Source organism: Streptomyces sp. MMS24-W38 (genome assembly GCF_059889265.1).
The window spans coordinates 4,651,357-4,669,320 of sequence record NZ_JCBCPP010000001.1 but is presented as its reverse complement, the minus strand read 5'-3'; the positions used below and the strand labels follow the sequence as shown (position 1 = coordinate 4,669,320).

18 protein-coding genes and 2 pseudogenes are annotated in these 17,964 nt (G+C 70.2%); 12 read left to right on the top strand and 8 right to left on the bottom strand.

Features of this window, described 5'->3' with window-relative positions; all coding sequences use genetic code 11:
- Positions 1 to 93 precede the first annotated feature (93 nt).
- Positions 94 to 549, bottom strand: a complete 456-nt coding sequence (locus tag AC6F7H_RS20180) for a MerR family transcriptional regulator (RefSeq protein ID WP_500758324.1) — start codon at positions 547 to 549, stop codon at positions 94 to 96.
- A gap of 96 nt (positions 550 to 645) precedes the next feature.
- Here AC6F7H_RS20180 and AC6F7H_RS20175 point away from each other — a divergent pair, with 96 nt between their 5' ends.
- Both AC6F7H_RS20175 and AC6F7H_RS20170 read left to right on the top strand, forming a co-directional pair.
- Positions 646 to 1,113: a GNAT family N-acetyltransferase gene (locus tag AC6F7H_RS20175; protein ID WP_500758323.1), complete on the top strand. Its 468-nt coding sequence runs from the start codon at positions 646 to 648 to the stop codon at positions 1,111 to 1,113.
- Between the two features lie 18 nt (positions 1,114 to 1,131).
- Positions 1,132 to 1,953, top strand: coding sequence for a serine hydrolase domain-containing protein (locus AC6F7H_RS20170; protein ID WP_500758322.1), 822 nt, complete (start codon positions 1,132 to 1,134; stop codon positions 1,951 to 1,953).
- Positions 1,954 to 2,023: 70 nt separating this feature from the next.
- Here AC6F7H_RS20170 and AC6F7H_RS20165 read toward each other — a convergent pair whose 3' ends face one another.
- The gene (locus AC6F7H_RS20165; protein ID WP_500758321.1) at positions 2,024 to 2,560 is read right to left on the bottom strand and encodes a hypothetical protein; all 537 of its coding nucleotides are present in this window, start codon (positions 2,558 to 2,560) and stop codon (positions 2,024 to 2,026) included.
- A 444-nt stretch (positions 2,561 to 3,004) separates the two neighbouring features.
- Here AC6F7H_RS20165 and AC6F7H_RS20160 point away from each other — a divergent pair, with 444 nt between their 5' ends.
- On the top strand, positions 3,005 to 4,576 hold the full coding sequence (locus tag AC6F7H_RS20160; RefSeq protein ID WP_500758320.1) for a S8 family peptidase: 1,572 nt from the start codon (positions 3,005 to 3,007) through the stop codon (positions 4,574 to 4,576).
- Positions 4,577 to 4,661: 85 nt separating this feature from the next.
- Here the strand turns inward: AC6F7H_RS20160 and AC6F7H_RS20155 are convergent, their stop codons facing one another.
- The 3 genes from AC6F7H_RS20155 to AC6F7H_RS20145 all read right to left on the bottom strand — a co-directional run bounded on the left by AC6F7H_RS20155 (position 4,662) and on the right by AC6F7H_RS20145 (position 6,744).
- Positions 4,662 to 5,009 carry an ATP-binding protein gene (locus AC6F7H_RS20155; protein WP_500761957.1) on the bottom strand — a complete coding sequence of 116 codons (348 nt, stop codon included), beginning with the start codon at positions 5,007 to 5,009 and terminating at the stop codon, positions 4,662 to 4,664.
- 110 nt (positions 5,010 to 5,119) lie between these two features.
- Positions 5,120 to 6,508, bottom strand: coding sequence for an IS1380 family transposase (locus AC6F7H_RS20150; RefSeq protein WP_500757429.1), 1,389 nt, complete (start codon positions 6,506 to 6,508; stop codon positions 5,120 to 5,122).
- A 59-nt stretch (positions 6,509 to 6,567) separates the two neighbouring features.
- On the bottom strand, positions 6,568 to 6,744 hold the full coding sequence (locus tag AC6F7H_RS20145; RefSeq protein ID WP_500758319.1) for a hypothetical protein: 177 nt from the start codon (positions 6,742 to 6,744) through the stop codon (positions 6,568 to 6,570).
- An 83-nt stretch (positions 6,745 to 6,827) separates the two neighbouring features.
- Here AC6F7H_RS20145 and AC6F7H_RS20140 point away from each other — a divergent pair.
- Together AC6F7H_RS20140 and AC6F7H_RS20135 are read left to right on the top strand one after the other, a co-directional pair.
- Positions 6,828 to 7,676 (top strand): annotated as a pseudogene (locus tag AC6F7H_RS20140) (helix-turn-helix domain-containing protein).
- Positions 7,654 to 7,905, top strand: a pseudogene (locus tag AC6F7H_RS20135) (DUF397 domain-containing protein); the annotation flags it as partial. The pseudogenes AC6F7H_RS20140 and AC6F7H_RS20135, both read left to right, overlap by 23 nt.
- Positions 7,906 to 8,273: 368 nt before the next feature.
- On the opposite strand, the gene AC6F7H_RS20130 reads toward AC6F7H_RS20135, so the two are convergent.
- Positions 8,274 to 8,933: a pirin family protein gene (locus AC6F7H_RS20130; protein WP_500758318.1), complete on the bottom strand. Its 660-nt coding sequence runs from the start codon at positions 8,931 to 8,933 to the stop codon at positions 8,274 to 8,276.
- A gap of 70 nt (positions 8,934 to 9,003) precedes the next feature.
- Here AC6F7H_RS20130 and fasR point away from each other — a divergent pair, with 70 nt between their 5' ends.
- From fasR to AC6F7H_RS20105, 5 genes are all read left to right on the top strand, one after another.
- Positions 9,004 to 10,209 (top strand): fatty acid biosynthesis transcriptional regulator FasR, encoded by a 1,206-nt coding sequence (gene fasR, locus AC6F7H_RS20125; protein WP_500758317.1) that lies wholly within the window; start codon positions 9,004 to 9,006, stop codon positions 10,207 to 10,209.
- A 90-nt stretch (positions 10,210 to 10,299) separates the two neighbouring features.
- The gene (locus AC6F7H_RS20120; protein ID WP_500758316.1) at positions 10,300 to 11,220 is read left to right on the top strand and encodes an ACP S-malonyltransferase; all 921 of its coding nucleotides are present in this window, start codon (positions 10,300 to 10,302) and stop codon (positions 11,218 to 11,220) included.
- A gap of 22 nt (positions 11,221 to 11,242) precedes the next feature.
- Positions 11,243 to 12,244 (top strand): ketoacyl-ACP synthase III, encoded by a 1,002-nt coding sequence (locus tag AC6F7H_RS20115; RefSeq protein ID WP_500758315.1) that lies wholly within the window; start codon positions 11,243 to 11,245, stop codon positions 12,242 to 12,244.
- 102 nt (positions 12,245 to 12,346) lie between these two features.
- Positions 12,347 to 12,595 (top strand): acyl carrier protein, encoded by a 249-nt coding sequence (locus AC6F7H_RS20110; protein WP_004988657.1) that lies wholly within the window; start codon positions 12,347 to 12,349, stop codon positions 12,593 to 12,595.
- Positions 12,596 to 12,708: 113 nt separating this feature from the next.
- Complete coding sequence (locus tag AC6F7H_RS20105; protein WP_500758314.1) at positions 12,709 to 13,980, top strand: beta-ketoacyl-[acyl-carrier-protein] synthase family protein; 1,272 nt, start codon at positions 12,709 to 12,711, stop codon at positions 13,978 to 13,980.
- Between the two features lie 186 nt (positions 13,981 to 14,166).
- Here AC6F7H_RS20105 and AC6F7H_RS20100 read toward each other — a convergent pair whose 3' ends face one another.
- Positions 14,167 to 14,661, bottom strand: a complete 495-nt coding sequence (locus AC6F7H_RS20100) for a DUF3145 domain-containing protein (protein WP_109381402.1) — start codon at positions 14,659 to 14,661, stop codon at positions 14,167 to 14,169.
- Between the two features lie 297 nt (positions 14,662 to 14,958).
- Here AC6F7H_RS20100 and AC6F7H_RS20095 point away from each other — a divergent pair, with 297 nt between their 5' ends.
- Complete coding sequence (locus AC6F7H_RS20095; protein ID WP_500758313.1) at positions 14,959 to 15,891, top strand: SGNH/GDSL hydrolase family protein; 933 nt, start codon at positions 14,959 to 14,961, stop codon at positions 15,889 to 15,891.
- A gap of 15 nt (positions 15,892 to 15,906) precedes the next feature.
- Positions 15,907 to 16,890 carry an aldose epimerase family protein gene (locus AC6F7H_RS20090; protein ID WP_500758312.1) on the top strand — a complete coding sequence of 328 codons (984 nt, stop codon included), beginning with the start codon at positions 15,907 to 15,909 and terminating at the stop codon, positions 16,888 to 16,890.
- A gap of 262 nt (positions 16,891 to 17,152) precedes the next feature.
- Here the strand turns inward: AC6F7H_RS20090 and AC6F7H_RS20085 are convergent, their stop codons facing one another.
- Positions 17,153 to 17,941: an EI24 domain-containing protein gene (locus AC6F7H_RS20085; protein ID WP_500758311.1), complete on the bottom strand. Its 789-nt coding sequence runs from the start codon at positions 17,939 to 17,941 to the stop codon at positions 17,153 to 17,155.
- Positions 17,942 to 17,964: the final 23 nt, after the last annotated feature.

Sequence of the window (17,964 nt, the reverse complement as noted above, 5' to 3'; positions counted from 1 at the left end):
GTGCAGCATAAGCGGCCCCACCGACATCGCTTCCACGGCTTTTTCACCAGCACTTCACGGGGCCGGCGGAGCGCGGGGCCGCCCCCGGGAGGACTACTCCCGTCCGGCGTCCGCGTAGAAGCTGATCTTCCTGTCGAGTACGGCGAGGGTGCCCTGGAGCTCCGCGATCCGGGCGAGCACGTCCTCGCGGGTCGTGGTGAGCAGTTCGAGGCGGTCGCCGTAGGTGTGGTCGCCCTCCCGCACCAGTTCCGCGTACCGCACCATGTCCGCGACCGGCATACCGGTCAGGCGGAGCTTGCCGACGAGGGCCAGCCAGTCGAGGTCGCGGTTGCTGTAGCGGCGCTGACCGGTGTGCGACCGGTCGATGTCCGGCATCAGGCCGATGCGCTCGTACCAGCGCAGGGTGTGGGCCGACAGTCCGGTCAGGGCGACGACCTCGCTGATCGTGTACGTGTCCCGGCCGTCCGCCCGCCGCTCGCCCCGCGCCGGACCGGCGCAGATGTCGGCCCTGGCCCCCGTACCCTCACCCATGGTCTCCGTCACCGTCATGCACTCCACGCTAGATCCCTGGAGTGCGCTCCAGGCAACCGTGACCGGTGAGAAACGGCGGGACGGCGGGCGCACCGGCTGAATAGCATGGCGGGCATGACTCTCGTACGCCGCGCGGTGCCCGGGGACGCGGAGGAAGTACTGCGGCTGCGCCAGGTGATGATCGACTCGATGCCCCGCTCCTCCCCCTCCACGGACTGGCACGCCGACTCCCTGCCCGTACTGCGCGCCAGGCTGGCCGAGACGGACGGCACCTTCGCGGCGTTCGTGGTGGACCACCCGGACCGGCACGGGTTGGCGACGCTGGTGGCCGGCACGATCGACTACCGCATCGGCGGCGCGCACAACCCGCACGGCATCGACGGCTACGTGTTCAGCGTCGCCACCGACCCGGACGCCCGCCGTCAGGGGCACGCGCGCGCCTGCGTGGAGGCGCTGCTGCAGTGGTTCCGCGAGCGGGGCGCCCGCCGCGTCCGCCTCACCGCGTCCGCGCAGGCCGAGCCGCTGTACGCCTCGCTGGGCTTCACGCGGAGGCCGGACCCCTTGCTGGAGCTGCGGCTGTGAGCGCTTAGGCTCGACGGCATGTCGTTGAAGAGCCTCGCGTTGATCGAGAACTGGCCGGTTCCCACCGCCGCGGCGGGTGTCGTCCGGGCGGACGGCACCGTCCTGGGCACCCACGGACCGGCCGGACACCGCTTCCCGCTCGCCTCGGTCACCAAGCCGCTCGCCGCCTACGCGGTGCTCGTGGCGTACGAGGAGGGCGCGATCGAGCTGGACGAGCCGGCCGGCCCCTCCGGCGCCACGGTCCGCCACCTCCTCGCCCACACCTCGGGCCTCGCCTTCGACGAGCACCGGGTGACCTCCGCGCCCGGCGAGCGCCGCCTGTACTCGAACGCCGGGTTCGAGCAGCTCGGCGACCACATCACGAAGGCGACGGAGATCCCGTTCGCCGAATACCTGCGGCAGGCGGTGCTGGAGCCGCTGGGGATGACGTCGACGTCGCTGGAGGGCTCCCCGGCGAAGGACGCCGTCTCCACGGTGGACGACCTCCTGCGCTTCGCCGCCGAGATCCAGGCCCCGCGCCTCCTCGACCCGCGCACCGTCGCCGAGGCGATGACGGTCCAGTACCCGGGCACCAAGGGCGTCCTGCCGGGCTACGGCCACCAGAACCCCAACGACTGGGGCCTCGGCTTCGAGATCCGCGACTCCAAGTCCCCCCACTGGACGGGTGCTTCGTCCTCACCGGGCACCTTCGGCCACTTCGGCCAGTCGGGCACGTTCCTGTGGATCGACCCGACCGCGGGGGTGGCCTGCGCCGCCCTCACCGACCGCGCCTTCGGCCCCTGGGCGGTCGAGGCCTGGCCGCCCTTCACGGACGCGGTGCTGGCGGAACTGCGCGGCTGAGAACCCCGCACCGACCGCCGCGACACGATGGCGTGGTCCCGCCGCCCCGTACGACGGGGCCCGCCACCCTCTACCTCGACCGCGCAGCGCCACGATCCGCCCGGCGCAGCTCACCGGCCACCAGGACGGCATACGCGGCGCCGACGAAGAGCACGCCTGACACCGTGAGCTTGAAGCGCTGATCGGCCTCCAGGACGACCTGGTACTGCTCGTGGGAGAGCTCGACCGTGCCGCGTGCGTGCGGCGTGGTGTCGAAGGCGAAGTACCTCCCGTCCTTCACCTCGGCGGCCTGCAGGTTCCCTTCCTGCCCCTCGCCGAAGAACGTCATCACCACCCCCGACAGGATCAGCACCGCGAGCCCCATCTGCACCCAGCCCGGAAGACACCGGAAGGCCTGCCAGGCCAAGGACTTGTCCACGCGTGCCAGGAAGAGGCGCGCCACAGCGGATATGACGATCGGCAAGAACAGTACGACGATCAGTGCCAGCGGCCCCCTCGCCGTGGCCAGCGGCAGGACTCCCGGCAGCAAGGTGAGCCCGGCCAGCACCAGCAGAACGGCACCCAGCCCGGCCGCGACACCGCCGTGCACCTTGAACGACCACCCCATGATCCGCACCCTGCCACAGGCACCGCCCCAGGCCGCCACCAGGTCCCGGCCGCGACCGCCACAGCACTCGTCGCAGCAGGTGCGCAAACTCCTTTTCCGCTAAGGAAATCCCTCGAATTCCCGACCCGGCACAAGGGGGAACAGCGGGCGCTCTCAGAGAGGCCCGCTGTGACAGTGATCTCGTTTACCCAGCATATCTGGGGCGTTTGATGACCTTGTGTCACCTCTCGTTTATGGCACGGAGGTTAAGGCGCGACGGAACCTCTTGTGCAATTCGCGTAGACCATTCAATCTTTCGGCTGGCGACAGGGAAAAGCAGACACGGCCACAGCGTCCGTGTTTGGCATGCACCTGACTCACTCCTGTTCGGAGGAAGAACCGGTACAGGCGTTCGCTTCGTGTGCCCCCCACCCCACTCCCCACCTGTCGAGAAGGAACCCTCAGATGGCAGTGATGCGAAACACCAAGCGGAGAACGCTCGTCGGAATCTGCTCCGTCGCCGCGGCCGCTCTCACCGGTGGCCTCTTCACCGCTCTCCCCGCGAGCGCCGCCGAGCCCGTCGGGACGATCGCCTACGCGGACGCGCCGAACGCGGTCGAGGACAGCTACATCGTCACCCTCAAGTCGGCCACCGAGGCCGGTTCCGCCAAGGGCAAGGGCGTCGCGAAGAAGTACGGCGCCGAGGTCGAGCACACCTTCCGCGAGGCCGTCAACGGCTACACCGTCGAGGCCACCGAGGCCGAGGCCGCCAAGCTGGCCGCCGACCCGGCGGTCGCACTGGTCGAGCAGAACCGCACCGTCACCACCCAGGCGACGCAGACCAACCCGCCGTCCTGGGGCCTGGACCGCATCGACCAGACCGCGCTGCCGCTGAACAGCTCGTACACGTACGACGACACGGCCGGCCAGGGCGTCACCGCGTACATCATCGACACCGGTGTGCGCATCTCCCACAGCGACTTCGGCGGCCGCGCCCGCAACGGCTACGACGCCGTCGACAACGACAACGTCGCCCAGGACGGCAACGGCCACGGCACCCACGTCGCGGGCACCGTCGCAGGCAGCGCCCACGGCGTCGCCAAGAAGGCCTCCATCGTCGGCGTCCGGGTCCTCGACAACAACGGCTCCGGCACCACCGCCGGTGTGATCAAGGGCGTCGACTGGGTCGCCGCCAACGCGGTCCTCCCGGCCGTCGCCAACATGTCGCTCGGCGGCGGCGCCAGCACCACGCTGGACAACGCGGTGCGCAACGCCATCTCCGCCGGCGTCACCTTCGCCGTCGCTGCGGGCAACGAGTCCACCACCGCGACCGGCTCGCCGGCCCGGGTGGCCGAGGCGATCACCGTCGGCGCCACCACCAGCACGGACGCCCGTGCCAGCTACTCGAACTACGGCTCGAACCTGGACATCTTCGCCCCGGGCTCGTCCATCACCTCCGCCTGGCACACCGGCGACAGCGCCACCAACTCCATCTCCGGTACCTCGATGGCCACCCCCCACGTCGCGGGCGCCGCGGCGCTGTACCTCGCGGACAACCGGTCCGCCACCCCCGCGCAGGTCGCCTCAGCGCTGGTCGCGGGCTCCGTCTCCGGCGCCGTCACGAACCCGGGCACCGGTTCCCCGAACCGCCTGCTGTACGTCGGCAGCGGCGGCACCACCCCTCCGCCGTCCGGCAAGAACTTCACCAACTCCTCGAACTACACGATCAGCGACAGGACGACCGTCGAGTCCCCGATCACCGTCTCCGGTGTCTCCGGCAACGCCCCGTCGGCCCTGCAGGTACCGGTGAACATCGTCCACACCTACATAGGTGACCTGACGGTCCAGCTGGTCGCGCCCGACGGCTCGGTCTACACCCTCAAGTCGTTGGGCACCGGCGGCTCCGCGGACAACATCAACACCACCTACACCGTGAACGCCTCCTCGGAGACGGCCAACGGCACGTGGAAGCTCCGGGTCACGGACAGCTACTACGGCGACACCGGCTACATCGACAGCTGGGGCCTGACGTTCTGACCTCCCAGCCCTCCCGCCCCGCCCCCGGCACGGTCCACCGTGCCGGGGGCGGGGCCTCTGTCTGCCCGAGATGACGCCGTACACCTCAGCCACCGCCCAGGTACTCGAACCACACGGTCTTGCCGCCGCCGGCGGGATGCGGCGTCACACCCCACCGGTCGGTCACCGCCTCGACGAGCAGCAGTCCGCGCCCACCCTCGGCAAGTGTGTCCCCCGCTCCCGGAACAGGCAGTCGCGGACACCTGTCGGAGACCTCCACCCGCACGCCACCGGGCTGCAGAAGGAAGCAGATGCCGCAACGTCGGCCGGGTACGTGCCGGATGACGTTGGCGAGGAGTTCCGACACCGCGAGTTCGGCCGCGCCGGCCACCTCCAACAGGCCCGAACCCTTGAGCCTCGATCCACCGCGTGATCTTTGATCGCGCGGTGTGATTGGTTTCGGGGTGGATTTTCGGTTCCGGGCAGGGCGGGTTTCCGGATGGCCGTTCCGGTGGCGGGTTCTCCGAGGTCTTCCAGATCGTGGACGGGCGGGGGTCCGGTTGGTCAGGTCTGCATCCGCTGCCCGGTGGCGGTCCACAGGTCGGTGAAGTCGTCGGCCCAGCGCCAGCGTTGGGGCAGATGCAGCACTACTCGTCGTCCCGGGCGGGCGATGCGGGCCGGAACGGCGATGAGATGACGGCGGATCGTGCCGGTCCGTGCCCGTGCGTGGAAGGCGGAAGCGAGGTGTCCGGCCGCGCGGGTGAGGTTGTAGGCGGTGGCGGCCAGGGTGAGCCAGGCCGCGTTCGCGGTGAACTTCCCCGAGGGCAGGTGGGCCAGGGCGGAGTCCTCCAGATCGGCGAAGACCTGTTCCACCGCGGCGTGAGCACGATGCATGGGCTCGGCGTCGGTGAGGACGAAGGTGCTGTCGGTGAAGACCACATGATGGCGCCAGACCGCGAACAGCTCACTTTGTCCGTCGGGCACCGTCTTCGGGTTCAGCCGCTTCACACGGCGGACGATCAGCCGGGCGGTGGTGTGGAACTGCTTCTTCTTGCTGGTGAACGCGGTGAACGGGATCTCGGCGATCTCGGCGTCGGAGATCCAGCGTTCCTCCTCGGCGTCCCAGATCGCGTCGGTGTACCGGATCGGTGTCCAGGTGTCAGGGGGCATCGTCTCGATCGCCGTGCGGATCGTCTTGGTGACCGCGACGGCCAGCGAGAAGCGGGCGCCGGCCCGACGGCAGGCGGCGACGACCTTGTGGGAGAAGAACGCCGAGTCGGCGCGCACGATGATCTGCGCGGTGATCCCCATGGCCCGCACCGTGGTCAGCGCCTCGCGCAGCAGACTCGCCGCCCCCTTGCCGGAGCCCGCCGACCCCCTGCGCAGCCTGGTGGCGACGATGACCGGCGCGCAGGTGGACGTCTTGACCGTGACGATCTGGAAGTGCAGCCCCCGGACCTTGGTGTAGCCGAACGAGGCGCCCTGCTTGGCCGGGCCGTAGACCTGCTTGACCTTGGAGTCGATGTCGACGAACACCACCTCGTCCGTCGTGGGCACCAGTCCGGTGTGGGCGGCCAGGTTGCAGGTGAACGCGCGTGTCGCGGACTGGAGTTGCCGGACGTGTCCCCAGGTGAAGGCGCGCAGGAAGGTGCCCAGCGTGGACGGTGCCCGCACCCCTGCGAAGAGCTTCCGCAGCCCTCCGTGCCGCAGGACATCCAGGTCGTCGATGGAGTCGGCGCCGGCGGCCATGCCGCCCACGATGCTCATCGCCTTCGCGTCGGGGGCCGTGCCGGCGCCGTTGGCCGCGCCGGCCAGTTTGACCTTCTCGGCCACCAGAGCCGGCAGGCTGCACCGCTCGGCCAGCCGGATCACCGGGACCAGCCCGGCATGCGCGATGAGATTCGGCTCGTCGAACGCGGCAAACACCCGCGCCGGGCTGTGGGACGATTTCACTTGAGAGGTGCCTTGCAGGTCGGGACCGGTGGAAGCGTAGGAACTCCCATCATCCCAGGTCAGCGGGCACCTCTTCTGATTTCTCCGTCCACGGCCCGTCCGCTACGCGGTGGATCCAGGTTGAGGTAGAGCCGCAGGATGCGGCGCAGGTGCCGGACCGAGTGCTCCCCCAAGGCGAACTCGGCCCGGTAGTGCGTCTCGAAGTCCGCCGTACGCGGACCAGTTGTCTGATTCACCCCACCAGACTGCGACGTACTGCATACGCTCGACTACGCACCGAAATCAACGCCGAGAGGCGTTTCAGGCCGGAGGCACCACCGTGGCCAACAACCAGACGCTCGATCCCACCGCTTCCCCGCTCGACTACTACGGCTGGGAACTGCGCCGCCAGCGCGAGGCCCACGGCCTCAAGCAGGGCCAACTCGGCGAGATCATCTTCTGCACGGGCTCGTTGATCGGCCAGATCGAGACCACGAAGAAGATCCCCACCCGCGACTTCTCCGAACGCGTGGACGCCGCGCTCTGCACCGACGGCTTGTTCTCCCACCTGATCGGCCTGGTCCTGCGCAGCCAACTTCCCACGTGGTTCCAGTCATACGCGGAGATGGAAGCGAAGGCGGCGTACATCTCCACGTAGCAGGCGCAGTTGGTGTACGGGCTGCTACAGACAGAGGAGTATGCACGGGCGGCGCTCCGAGTCGATCACCACCGGCAGTTGGACGAGATGGTGGCAACTCGGATGGAGCGCCAGCGCACGCTTCGGCGTCAGCAGCCTCCTGCAATCTGGGTCATCCTGAGCGAAGCGGCGCTTCTCCTGGAAATCGGCGGACTGGGCGTCACGCACCGGCAACTCACACACCTGTTGAGCTTCCAGGAAGATCCATGGGTGAACGTCCAGGTACTGCCGTTTGCCACAGGCCAACACGCAGGCATGATGAGAACGTTCACCCTGCTGAGGTTTGCCGACGACCCCGACTTGTTCTACATGGACGGCCATGACCAAGGTCACATGACGGCCAATCCAGACGTAATCAAGGAGCGGTCGGTCGGCTACGCTCGGCTGCAAGCCTCAGCCCTCTCTCCTGAGGACTCGGCAAAACTGATCACCCTCGTCATGGAGGAACGCTGTAGAGACCAACTCCGGCCTCCGGAATGCCCAATGGCGTAAGTCCAGCTACAGCGGAAGCAACGGCGGTGAGTGCGTCGAGTGCACCGTCACCGACGGCGCCGCCTGGCGCACGTCCTCGTACAGCGGCAACACCGGCGGCGACTGCATCGAGGTAGCCGACGGCTGCCCCGCAGGCGCCGTCCTGGTACGCGACAGCAAGAACCCGGCCAGCCCGGTCGTCATCGTCGGCGCTCCCGCATGGCAGACGTTCATCGACGGCCTGCGCTAACCACATGCACCCCAAAAGCGTGAGCACTTCGGCCGCGACTGTCCACACCCCGCTCATTTGAGCGCTCAAGTGACAGTTGTCTGCCGACTGCTCACGCTTTTCAGCCACACCACACCGGCAGGCCCAGCACCTCGGAGGCCGAGGTGCCCTCTGGGGACTAGATCGGCTCCAGGTCGGTCGGCATTCTGCCTGAGTCGGGACTCCAGGGCACGAGGCTCTACGTCCGAGAGCACAGCAAGCTGTTCAGTCGGATCCGTACGGGGATGATCACACGGTTCCGCAGAGAAAGTTACGCCTGGGCGTAACTGACTCTGCTCACCTTCGAAGGATGCGTGACTTTCTCTGCTACTCGGTGGGCCTCGGGGCGGTCACGCCGATCGCATCTCCCACAGCAGGAGCTCCGACGTGGTCTCCGCGACAGCCGCAAGCCCCTTGGCGTCCGTGATGCGGGCCGCGTCGCCCGGGGTGAGGGGTTCGCCGTTCAGGGTCACTTCGCCGCGTACGACGTGGGCGTACACGTACGCGGCGTCCGGGATCGCCGTCCGCTCCCCCGCCGCGAGGCGGCGGACGTGGAGCATGGCGCCCGCTTCCGGGAGGTCGTACGGGGTGGAGTCGGTCATGCCGTGGACGACCTCGTAGAAGGGGTCGCCGCCGGGCCGCAGCGGGGTCAGCCACATCTGGAGGAAGGTCAGGGGTTCGGGGCCGGCGTTGCGTTCCACGTGGCGGACGCCGGAGGCGGCGCTCAGGCGTTGCAGGTCGCCGGGGCGGACCACGCTCTCGCGGCCGGTGGAGTCGCGGTGGGTCAGCTCGCCGGAGACGACCCAGGTGACGATCTCGGTGTGGCTGTGCGGATGCTCGTCGAAGCCGGCGCCGGGGGCCAGGTGCTCCTCGTTGCAGGCGATGACCCGGCCGAAGCGGAGGTGGCCGGGGTCGTAGTGGGGACCGAAGGAGAAGGCGTGCCGGGTCTCGATCCCGGCCGCCGGATCGCCGCCCCGGTAGCGCTCGTGCGCGCGCCGTACGTGTATCACCGGTCCACCGTAGACCTGCCCCGTGGCCCCCCGGCCCGTTCACCCGTCCGGATAAGGCAGTCTTGTCCACGTGCCCGAACCCGAAACCAGCACCCACGATGCCGCAGCACGCCCCGTCCACGCGCACGCCGCGACGCTGAGGAGGCTGGAGCAGTCGTCCGGCAGCCTGGCGGCGCAGGCGATCACGCGGATGGACGAGACACTGCCCTGGTACCGGGCCATGCCCCCGGAGAACCGTTCCTGGATCGGGCTGGTCGCGCAGGCGGGCATCGCCGCCTTCACCGAGTGGTTCCGGCGCCCCGACGCCCCGCAGGCCATCTCCACCGACGTCTTCGGCACCGCGCCGCGCGAGCTGACCCGGGCCATCACGCTGCGGCAGACCGTGGAGATGGTGCGCACCACCATCGAGGTCATGGAGAGCGCCATCGACGAGGTGGCGGCGCCGGGCGACGAGGCGGTACTGCGCGAGGCGCTCCTCGTGTACGCGCGGGAGATCGCCTTCGCCACCGCCCAGGTGTACGCGCAGGCCGCCGAGGCACGGGGCGCCTGGGACGCGCGGCTGGAGTCGCTGGTGGTGAACGCGGTGCTCAGCGGCGAGGCCGACGAGGGTGCCGTGTCGCGGGCCGCCGCCCTCGGGTGGAACTCGCCGGAGCATGTGTGCGTGGTGCTGGGTACCGCGCCCAACGGTGACTCCGAGCTGACCGTGGAGGCGATCCGGCGGGCCGCCCGGCACGCCAAGCTGCAGGTGCTGACGGGGGTGCTCGGGGACCGGCTGGTGGTGATCGCGGGTGGCAGCGACAACCCGCTGGGGGTGGCCAAGTCGCTGATCGGCCCGTATGCGCAGGGGCCGGTGGTGGCGGGACCGGTGGTGCCGGACCTGCTGACGGCGACCCGGTCCGCGCAGGCCGCCGCGGCGGGCCTCAAGGCGTGTACGGCCTGGCAGGACGCACCGCGCCCGGTGCTGGCCGACGATCTGCTGCCGGAGCGGGCGATCGCCGGTGATCCCGCGGCCCGCGAACAGTTGGTGGAGGAGATCTACAGACCGCTGGAGGAGACCGGGGCCGCGCTGCTGGAGACGCTCAGCGTCTATCTGGAGCAGGCGAGCAGTCTGGAGGGGGCCGCTCGGATGCTGTTCGTTCACCCGAATACGGTTCGTTACCGGCTCCGACGTGTGACGGACGTCACCGGTTGGTCACCCTCCGATGTACGCTCTGCCTTCACGCTGAGGATCGCGCTGATCCTGGGGCGTCTGGTCGACGGTGATCTTCAGCTCTAGTTCTCTTGTCGGGGTCCCACAAAACCCCCTCGTGTTCTTCGTCCCTGTCCCCACGGGCGGCTTCGGCCGTCGTCAAGAGAGAGTGTGAGAGTGCTCGTACTCGTCGCTCCCGGCCAGGGCGCTCAGACGCCCGGATTCCTGACCGAATGGCTCGACCTGCCCGGCGCCGCGGACCGCGTCGCCGCCTGGTCCGAGGCCATCGGACTCGACCTCGTCCACTACGGCACCGAGGCCGACGCGGACGCCATCCGTGGCACGGCCGTCGCCCAGCCGCTGCTGGTCGCGGCCGGGCTGCTGTCCGCCTCGGCACTCGGTGACATCGCGGACCTCGCGCCCGGCGCGGTGGCCGGCCACAGTGTCGGTGAGATCACCGCCGCCGCGTTCGCGGGTGTCCTCGACGACTCCGCCGCGCTGAGCCTGGTCCGCAAGCGGGGTCTGGCCATGGCCGACGCCGCCGCGATCACCGAGACCGGTATGGCGGCGCTGCTCGGCGGCGACCCGGACGTCACCGTGGCGCACCTGGAGAAGCTGGGGCTTACCCCGGCGAACATCAACGGCGCGGGCCAGATCGTGGCGGCCGGCACCAAGGAGCAGCTGGCCGCGCTGGAGGCGGACAAGCCCGAGGGTGTGCGCCGGGTCGTCCCGCTCAAGGTCGCCGGCGCGTTCCACACGCACCACATGGGTCCCGCGGTCGACACGCTGGCCAAGGCCGCCGAGGGCCTGGCCCCGGGCGACCCGAAGGTCACCTACGTGTCGAACAAGGACGGCGCGACGGTCGCGACCGGCGCCGAGGTGCTTCAGCGCCTGGTCGGCCAGGTCGCGAATCCGGTCCGCTGGGACCTGTGCATGGAGACGTTCAAGGAGCTCGGGGTGACCGCGCTGATCGAGGTGTGCCCCGGGGGGACCCTGACCGGGCTCGCCAAGCGTTCCCTGCCCGGCGTCAAGACGCTGGCGCTGAAGACCCCCGCAGACCTCGACGCCGCCCGCGAGCTCGTCGCAGAGCACGCCTGACGCCCTTAGGAGCAGATTCCGCATGGCGAAGATCAAGCCCGGTAAGGGCGCCCCGTACGCGCGCATCCTGGGTGTGGGCGGCTACCGGCCCACCCGGGTCGTGCCGAACGAGGTGATCCTCGAGACGATCGACTCGTCCGACGAGTGGATCCGCTCGCGTTCCGGCATCGAGACGCGGCACTGGGCGTCGCCGGAGGAGACGGTCGCGGCGATGTCGGTCGAGGCGTCCGGCAAGGCGATCGCGGACGCCGGGATCGACGCCGGGCAGATCGGCGCCGTGGTCGTGGCGACCGTGTCGCACTTCAGTCAGACCCCGGCCGTCGCGACCGAGATCGCCGACAAGCTGGGCACGGACAAGGCCGCCGCCTTCGACATCTCGGCGGGCTGCGCGGGCTTCGGTTACGGCCTGACGCTGGCCAAGGGCATGGTCGTGGAGGGCTCGGCCGAGTACGTGCTGGTCATCGGCGTGGAGCGGCTGAGCGATCTGACCGACCTGGAGGACCGGGCCACCGCCTTCCTGTTCGGTGACGGCGCGGGCGCGGTCGTCGTCGGCCCGTCCCAGGAGCCCGCGATCGGCCCGACGGTCTGGGGCTCGGAGGGCGACAAGTCCGAGGTCATCAAGCAGACCGTGCCGTGGACGGACTACCGCGACGGCGAGGTCGAGAAGTTCCCCGCGATCACACAGGAAGGCCAGGCGGTGTTCCGCTGGGCCGTGTTCGAGATGGCGAAGGTCGCCAAGGAGGCGCTGGAAGCCGCCGGGCTTTCGCCGGACGATCTGGACGTCTTCATCCCGCACCAGGCCAACGTGCGGATCATCGACTCGATGGTGAAGACCCTGAAACTGCCGGAGCACGTCACGGTCGCCCGTGACATCCGCACCACCGGCAACACCTCGGCCGCCTCGATTCCGCTCGCGATGGAGCGGCTTCTGGCGACCGGCGAGGCGAAGAGCGGCGACACCGCGCTCGTCATCGGCTTCGGGGCGGGTCTCGTCTACGCCGCTACGGTCGTTACCCTCCCTTAGGCACTCCGTGCCAGATCATCGGATCCGGCACGGGAACCGCAGTACCCGCCGTTGACGCGGCGGGCGCCACACCCTCTGGAATCACAGCGAAGGAGCGCCATCATGGCCGCCACTCAGGAAGAGATCGTCGCCGGTCTCGCGGAGATCGTGAACGAGATCGCCGGCATCCCGGTTGAGGACGTCCAGCTGGACAAGTCCTTCACCGACGACCTGGACGTCGACTCGCTGTCCATGGTCGAGGTCGTCGTCGCCGCCGAAGAGCGCTTCGACGTCAAGATCCCGGACGACGACGTCAAGAACCTCAAGACCGTCGGCGACGCGACCGAGTACATCCTCAAGCACCAGGCCTGAGCACTGCCGGGCCTTCCCCCGTCCCGAGGGGAGGCCCGGGGGCCGGGGCCCCGGCCCCGCCACCCGGCGGTGGCGCCGTACGAATCCTCGTATCCGTTGGAGAAAGAATTCCGATGAGCTCGACCAATCGCACCGTGGTCGTCACCGGTATCGGCGCAACCACACCGCTGGGTGGCGACGCGGCCTCTACCTGGGAGGGCCTGATCGCCGGCCGTTCCGGGGTCAAGGCCCTGGACCAGGACTGGGCCGCCGACCAGGCGGTCCGCATCGCGGCCCCCGTGGCCGTGGAGCCCACCGAGACCATTCCCCGTCCGCAGGCCCGCCGTCTGGACCGCTCGGCGCAGTTCGCGCTGGTGGCGGCCAAGGAGGCGTGGGCCGACGCCGGCTTCGAGGGCAAGGCGGGTGAGGACCCGAACGTCGCCCCGGAGCGGCTCGGCACGGTCATCGCCTCCGGCATCGGCGGCGTGACGACCCTGCTGGACCAGTACGACGTGCTGAAGGAGAAGGGCGTCCGCCGCGTCTCCCCGCACACCGTCCCCATGCTGATGCCGAACGGCCCGGCGGCCAACGTGGGCCTGCTCGTGGGCGCCCAGGCGGGCGTGCACACCCCCGTCTCGGCGTGTGCCTCGGGCGCGGAGGCCATCGGCTACGCCATCGAGATGATCCGCTCCGGCCGCGCCGACGTCGTCGTCGCGGGGGGCACCGAGGCGGCGATCCACCCGCTGCCCATCGCCGCGTTCGGCAACATGATGGCGATGTCCAAGAACAACGACGACCCCGAGGGCGCCTCGCGTCCCTACGACGTCGCCCGGGACGGTTTCGTCCTCGGTGAGGGCGCGGGCGTCGTCGTCCTGGAGTCCGCCGAGCACGCCGCCGCGCGCGGCGCCCGCGTCTACGCGGAGGCGGTCGGCCAGGGCATCTCGGCCGACGGCCACGACATCGTGCAGCCGGAGCCGGAGGGCCGCGGCATCTCGCACGCCCTGCAGAACCTGCTGGACAACACCGACCTGGACCCGGCCGAGATCGTGCACGTCAACGCGCACGCCACCTCGACCCCGGCCGGTGACGTCGCCGAGCTGAAGGCGCTGCGCAAGGTCTTCGGCGACGACGTCGACCACATGGCGGTCTCCGCGACCAAGTCGATGACCGGGCACCTGCTCGGTGGCGCCGGCGGCGTGGAGTCGGTGGCGGTGGTGCTCGCGCTGTACCACCGGGTGGCTCCGCCGACCATCAACGTCGACACCATCGACCCGGAGGCCGAGGCGGCCGCGGACATCGTCCGGGGCGAGGCGCGCAAGCTGCCCGTCGAGGGCAGGATCGCCGCGCTCAACGACTCGTTCGGGTTCGGTGGGCACAACGTGGTGCTGGCGTTCCGGTCGGTGTGATTCCTCTGCCGTGAACGACGATGGCCCGGACCCTGAGAGGGTTCGGGCCATCGTCGTTGGTCTATTGCCGTGCGCCGTGTGCGGGTTGTAGGTGGCTGGTCGCGCCCACGCGGCGGAGCCGCATGTCAGCACAGCCCCGCGCCCCTATGGGGGCGCTGCAGTAACGGGTGTCTTCAGACCACCTGGTCAGACCACCTGGTGGAGCCAGCGGACCGGGGCGCCCTCGCCCGCGTAGCGGAAGGGTTCCAGTTCGTCGTCCCAGGGCTTGCCGAGGAGCTTGGCGATCTCCGCCTCCAGGTCGGTCTCGCCCTGCTGGGAGCGGACCAGGGCGGCGCGCAGCCGGTCCTCGGGGATCATGATGTCGCCGTGCATGCCGGTGACGGCGTGGAAGATGCCGAGGTCGGGGGTGCAGCTGTAGCGCTCGCCCTCGGCGGTGGGGCAGGGCTCCGAGGTGACCTCGAAGCGCAGCAGCTGCCAGCCGCGCAGCGCGGAGGCGAGCTTGGAGGCGGTGCCGGCCTGGCCCTTCCAGGAGAACTCCGAGCGCCAGGTGCCCGGCGCGGCGGGCTGGCGGGTCCAGTCCAGGCTGACGCGCACGCCGAGCACCCCCGCGACGGCCCACTCGACGTGTGGGCACAGCGCACGCGGCGCGGAGTGCACGTACAGGACTCCACGGGTCGTCACCGGAACCTCCGGGCAGAGCGGGACAGGACGGAACGGGCCGATCAGCGGGTGGCCGGACGAGCCACGCTGATGGCGAGGCTACCGTGTGGCGGAGGAAGGAGTGTGACGTACCGTCCGTCCTGGTGCCCGGAAACTTCCGCCATTCACCCGGCAGGACGACAGCTTCCCGGGTGTGCCGCCCCCGGATGGCCGTATGCGGCCCCGGGTGGCGCGAGCCGGTCCGTTCGAGCGAGCGGGAACTCCCGCGCGTTGTTATGCATGGGGGACGGTGACCACGATGCGCGGGGAGGCGGCGGGATGGAGCAGGGGACACGGCGGGCGCGGATCGGGCGGGGCTGCCGTTCGCTGGCCGTGCTCGCCGTGGCGGCCGCCGTGTTGGGGGGCGTGCTGGGTGCCGCCGGCTGCGACGCCGTCGGCGGTGAGGCGTCCGCTCCGTCCGCCGGCCCGGCGGAGAAGGCGGCGCCGTCCCCGTCGCCCACACCCCTGTGGGACACCAGCCCCACCTCCGTGGCCGCCGTGGGCGATTCCATCACCCGCGGCTTCGACGCGTGCGCGGTGCTGACGGACTGTCCCGAGGTGTCGTGGGCCACGGGCAGCAGTGAGCAGGTCGGCAGTCTCGCGGTGCGGCTGCTGGGGCCGACCGGGGCGGCCGAGCGGAGCTGGAACTACGCGGTCACCGGGGCGCGGATGGCGGATCTGCCGGGTCAGATGGCCCGGGCGGTGCGGCGCGAGCCGCAGCTGGTGGCGGTGATGGCCGGGGCCAACGACGCCTGCCGGGCCACGGCGTCGGCGATGACGCCGGTGGCCGACTTCCGCGCGGACTTCGAGGACGCGATGCACACCCTGCGCAAGGCACTGCCCGAGGCCCAGGTGTATGTGGCGAGTGTGCCGGACCTCAAGCGGCTGTGGTCGCGGGGCCGGACCGACGAGCTGGGCAAGCAGGTGTGGAAGCTCGGCATCTGCCCGTCGATGCTGGCCGACCCGGATGTGCTGGACGCGGCGGCGACGGAGCGGCGCGAGACGGTGCGGAGCCGGGTGGAGGACTACAACAAGGTGCTGGAGGAGGTCTGCGCCGAGGACCTCCGGTGCCGCTTCGACGGCGGCGCGGTGTACGAGTACGAGTTCGGCACCGCGCAGTTGAGCCGCTGGGACTGGTTCCACCCGAGCGTCGACGGTCAGGCCAGACTGGCGGAGATCGCCTACCGCACGGTCACAGCGAAGCAGCCGTGACCTATCGTTCCGCACATGAACGAACTCTTCGGCACACTTTCCGACGGCACCCCGGTGCACCGCTGGACCCTGGAACGGGCCGGCACGCGGGTGCGGGTGCTGTCGTACGGCGGGATCGTGCAGGCCGTGGAGGTACCGGACCGGGAGGGGCGGCCCGGGAACGTGGTGCTGGGCTTCTCCGACCTGGACGGCTATGTCGCCCGTCCGGAGCCCTACTTGGGCGCCCTGATCGGGCGCTACGCCAACCGGATCGCGGGTGCCGGATTCCCGCTGGACGGGCGCGTCCACACGCTCGCCCCGAACAACGGGCCGAACTCGCTGCACGGCGGTGAGCGGGGCTTCGACAAGCGGGTGTGGGACGTGACGCCCGTACCGCACGGGCTGCGCCTCAGCAGGGTCTCCGCGGACGGCGAGGAGGGCTTCCCGGGCCGCCTCGAGATGTCGGTGACGTACACGCTGGACGAGCGGGGCGCGCTGGGGATCGCGTACGAGGCGGTGACGGACGCGCCGACGGTCCTCAACCCGACGAACCACTCGTACTGGAACCTGACCGGTGCCGGTGCCGGTGCCGGCAGCACGGCCGGACACGAACTGCGGTGCGCCGCCTCCCGGTTCACCCCGGTCGACGCGGACCTGATCCCGACCGGCGGACTCCGGGACGTCACCGGAACCCGCTTCGACTTCCGCGAGGGGCGCAGGACGGGCACCGGGTACGACCACAATCTCGTGCTCGACAAGGGGGTGACGCCGACGCCGGTGGAGGTCGCCGAGCTGTACGACCCGTCGTCCGGGCGGGTGCTGACGGTGGCGACCACCGAGCCCGGGATGCAGCTCTACACCGCCGACCTCATCGGGGAGCCCTTCGCCCCCGGGGCCGGCGTCGCACTGGAGACCCAGCACTTCCCCGACTCCCCGAACCGGCCCGACTTCCCGAGCACGGTCCTGCGGCCGGGCGAGGTGTTCCGCTCGGAGACGGTGTACGGCTTCTCCGTGCGGTAGGTCCGGATCCGGGGCGGCGTGCGTGAGCCCCGGTCCGGGGTCAGGGTCCCGGACCGGGGCTGCTCATACGAGGACTACCCCCGGCCGACGGGTGATACCCCGCATCAGACGTTAATCGTCGCGATGACCCCGCGGTCCGTGATCGAGCACTCGGCCTGGAATTCGTACGAACCCTTCACAAAAGGACACCATGTGGTCACTTCGTGCCGGATCCTGACAGCACGCCGGTGCGGTTCGTCGACGGCCTCGGTGGGCGTCGGTCTCAGTGCGCCGGCGCCACGGACTCGTCGGCGCCGTCTTCGGTGGTCTCCTCGCCGAGCAGGTCCCGTGCCATGAGGGTGGCACCGGCGACCGCACCCGGCATCAGGAACACCGCGACGAACGGGACGAGGAAGGCCAGCCCGAGCGGCGTTCCGAAGCCCCAGACCAGGGTCTTGCGGGCCCTCAGCAGGGCGAGCCGCTCCCGCAGTTCGACCTCGCGTCGCTGGAGGGCCACCGCCGCCAGCTCCTCGGTGAGGAAGAACCCGGTGACCATGAAGCCGATCACCGGTACGACGGTCTGCCCGAGGAAGGGGATGAACCCGAGGGCGAAGAGCAGCACCGCCCAGACGAGGGCGCGTACGACGATACGGAGGCTGTCCCGGCCGGATATCCACAGCTCCCGCCCCAGCGTCAGCCCGGACTCGGGGGCGGTGCCGTCGGGCGAGACGTCCCGGTCGACCTTCTCGGAGAGGCTCTCGTAGAAGGGCTGGCCGACGAGGAGCGTCACCGCGGTGAAGGTGATGACGGACAGCAGCAGTCCGAGCGCGAACAGGACGACGGTGAGGAACCCGCGGAACAGGCCGAGCCAGGGGCTGGACCAGTCGTCGGCGAACGGTGTCGCCCAGCCGACGAGATCGGCTCCCCACAGGGCCAGCGCTACCAGCGCCGCCGCGTACAGCACCAGTGTGATCAGTCCCGGCACCAGACCGAAGCCGTACTGCTTGCCGTGCCGGGCCACCCAGCGCTGGCCCTTCAGGAGATACCGGAATCCCACCCCAAGATCGCGCATGAGGGCACTATAGGGGCCCCTCG

Coding starts and splice junctions, on each gene's coding strand:
- AC6F7H_RS20165 (WP_500758321.1), bottom strand. CDS start 2,560: ATGGGGTGGTCGTTCAAGGTGCACGGCGGTGTCGCGGCCGGGCTGGGT.
- AC6F7H_RS20110 (WP_004988657.1), top strand. CDS start 12,347: ATGGCCGCCACTCAGGAAGAGATCGTCGCCGGTCTCGCGGAGATCGTG.
- AC6F7H_RS20085 (WP_500758311.1), bottom strand. CDS start 17,941: ATGCGCGATCTTGGGGTGGGATTCCGGTATCTCCTGAAGGGCCAGCGC.
- AC6F7H_RS20180 (WP_500758324.1), bottom strand. CDS start 549: ATGACGGTGACGGAGACCATGGGTGAGGGTACGGGGGCCAGGGCCGAC.
- AC6F7H_RS20115 (WP_500758315.1), top strand. CDS start 11,243: ATGGCGAAGATCAAGCCCGGTAAGGGCGCCCCGTACGCGCGCATCCTG.
- AC6F7H_RS20090 (WP_500758312.1), top strand. CDS start 15,907: ATGAACGAACTCTTCGGCACACTTTCCGACGGCACCCCGGTGCACCGC.
- AC6F7H_RS20170 (WP_500758322.1), top strand. CDS start 1,132: ATGTCGTTGAAGAGCCTCGCGTTGATCGAGAACTGGCCGGTTCCCACC.
- AC6F7H_RS20160 (WP_500758320.1), top strand. CDS start 3,005: ATGGCAGTGATGCGAAACACCAAGCGGAGAACGCTCGTCGGAATCTGC.
- AC6F7H_RS20105 (WP_500758314.1), top strand. CDS start 12,709: ATGAGCTCGACCAATCGCACCGTGGTCGTCACCGGTATCGGCGCAACC.
- AC6F7H_RS20095 (WP_500758313.1), top strand. CDS start 14,959: ATGGAGCAGGGGACACGGCGGGCGCGGATCGGGCGGGGCTGCCGTTCG.
- AC6F7H_RS20175 (WP_500758323.1), top strand. CDS start 646: ATGACTCTCGTACGCCGCGCGGTGCCCGGGGACGCGGAGGAAGTACTG.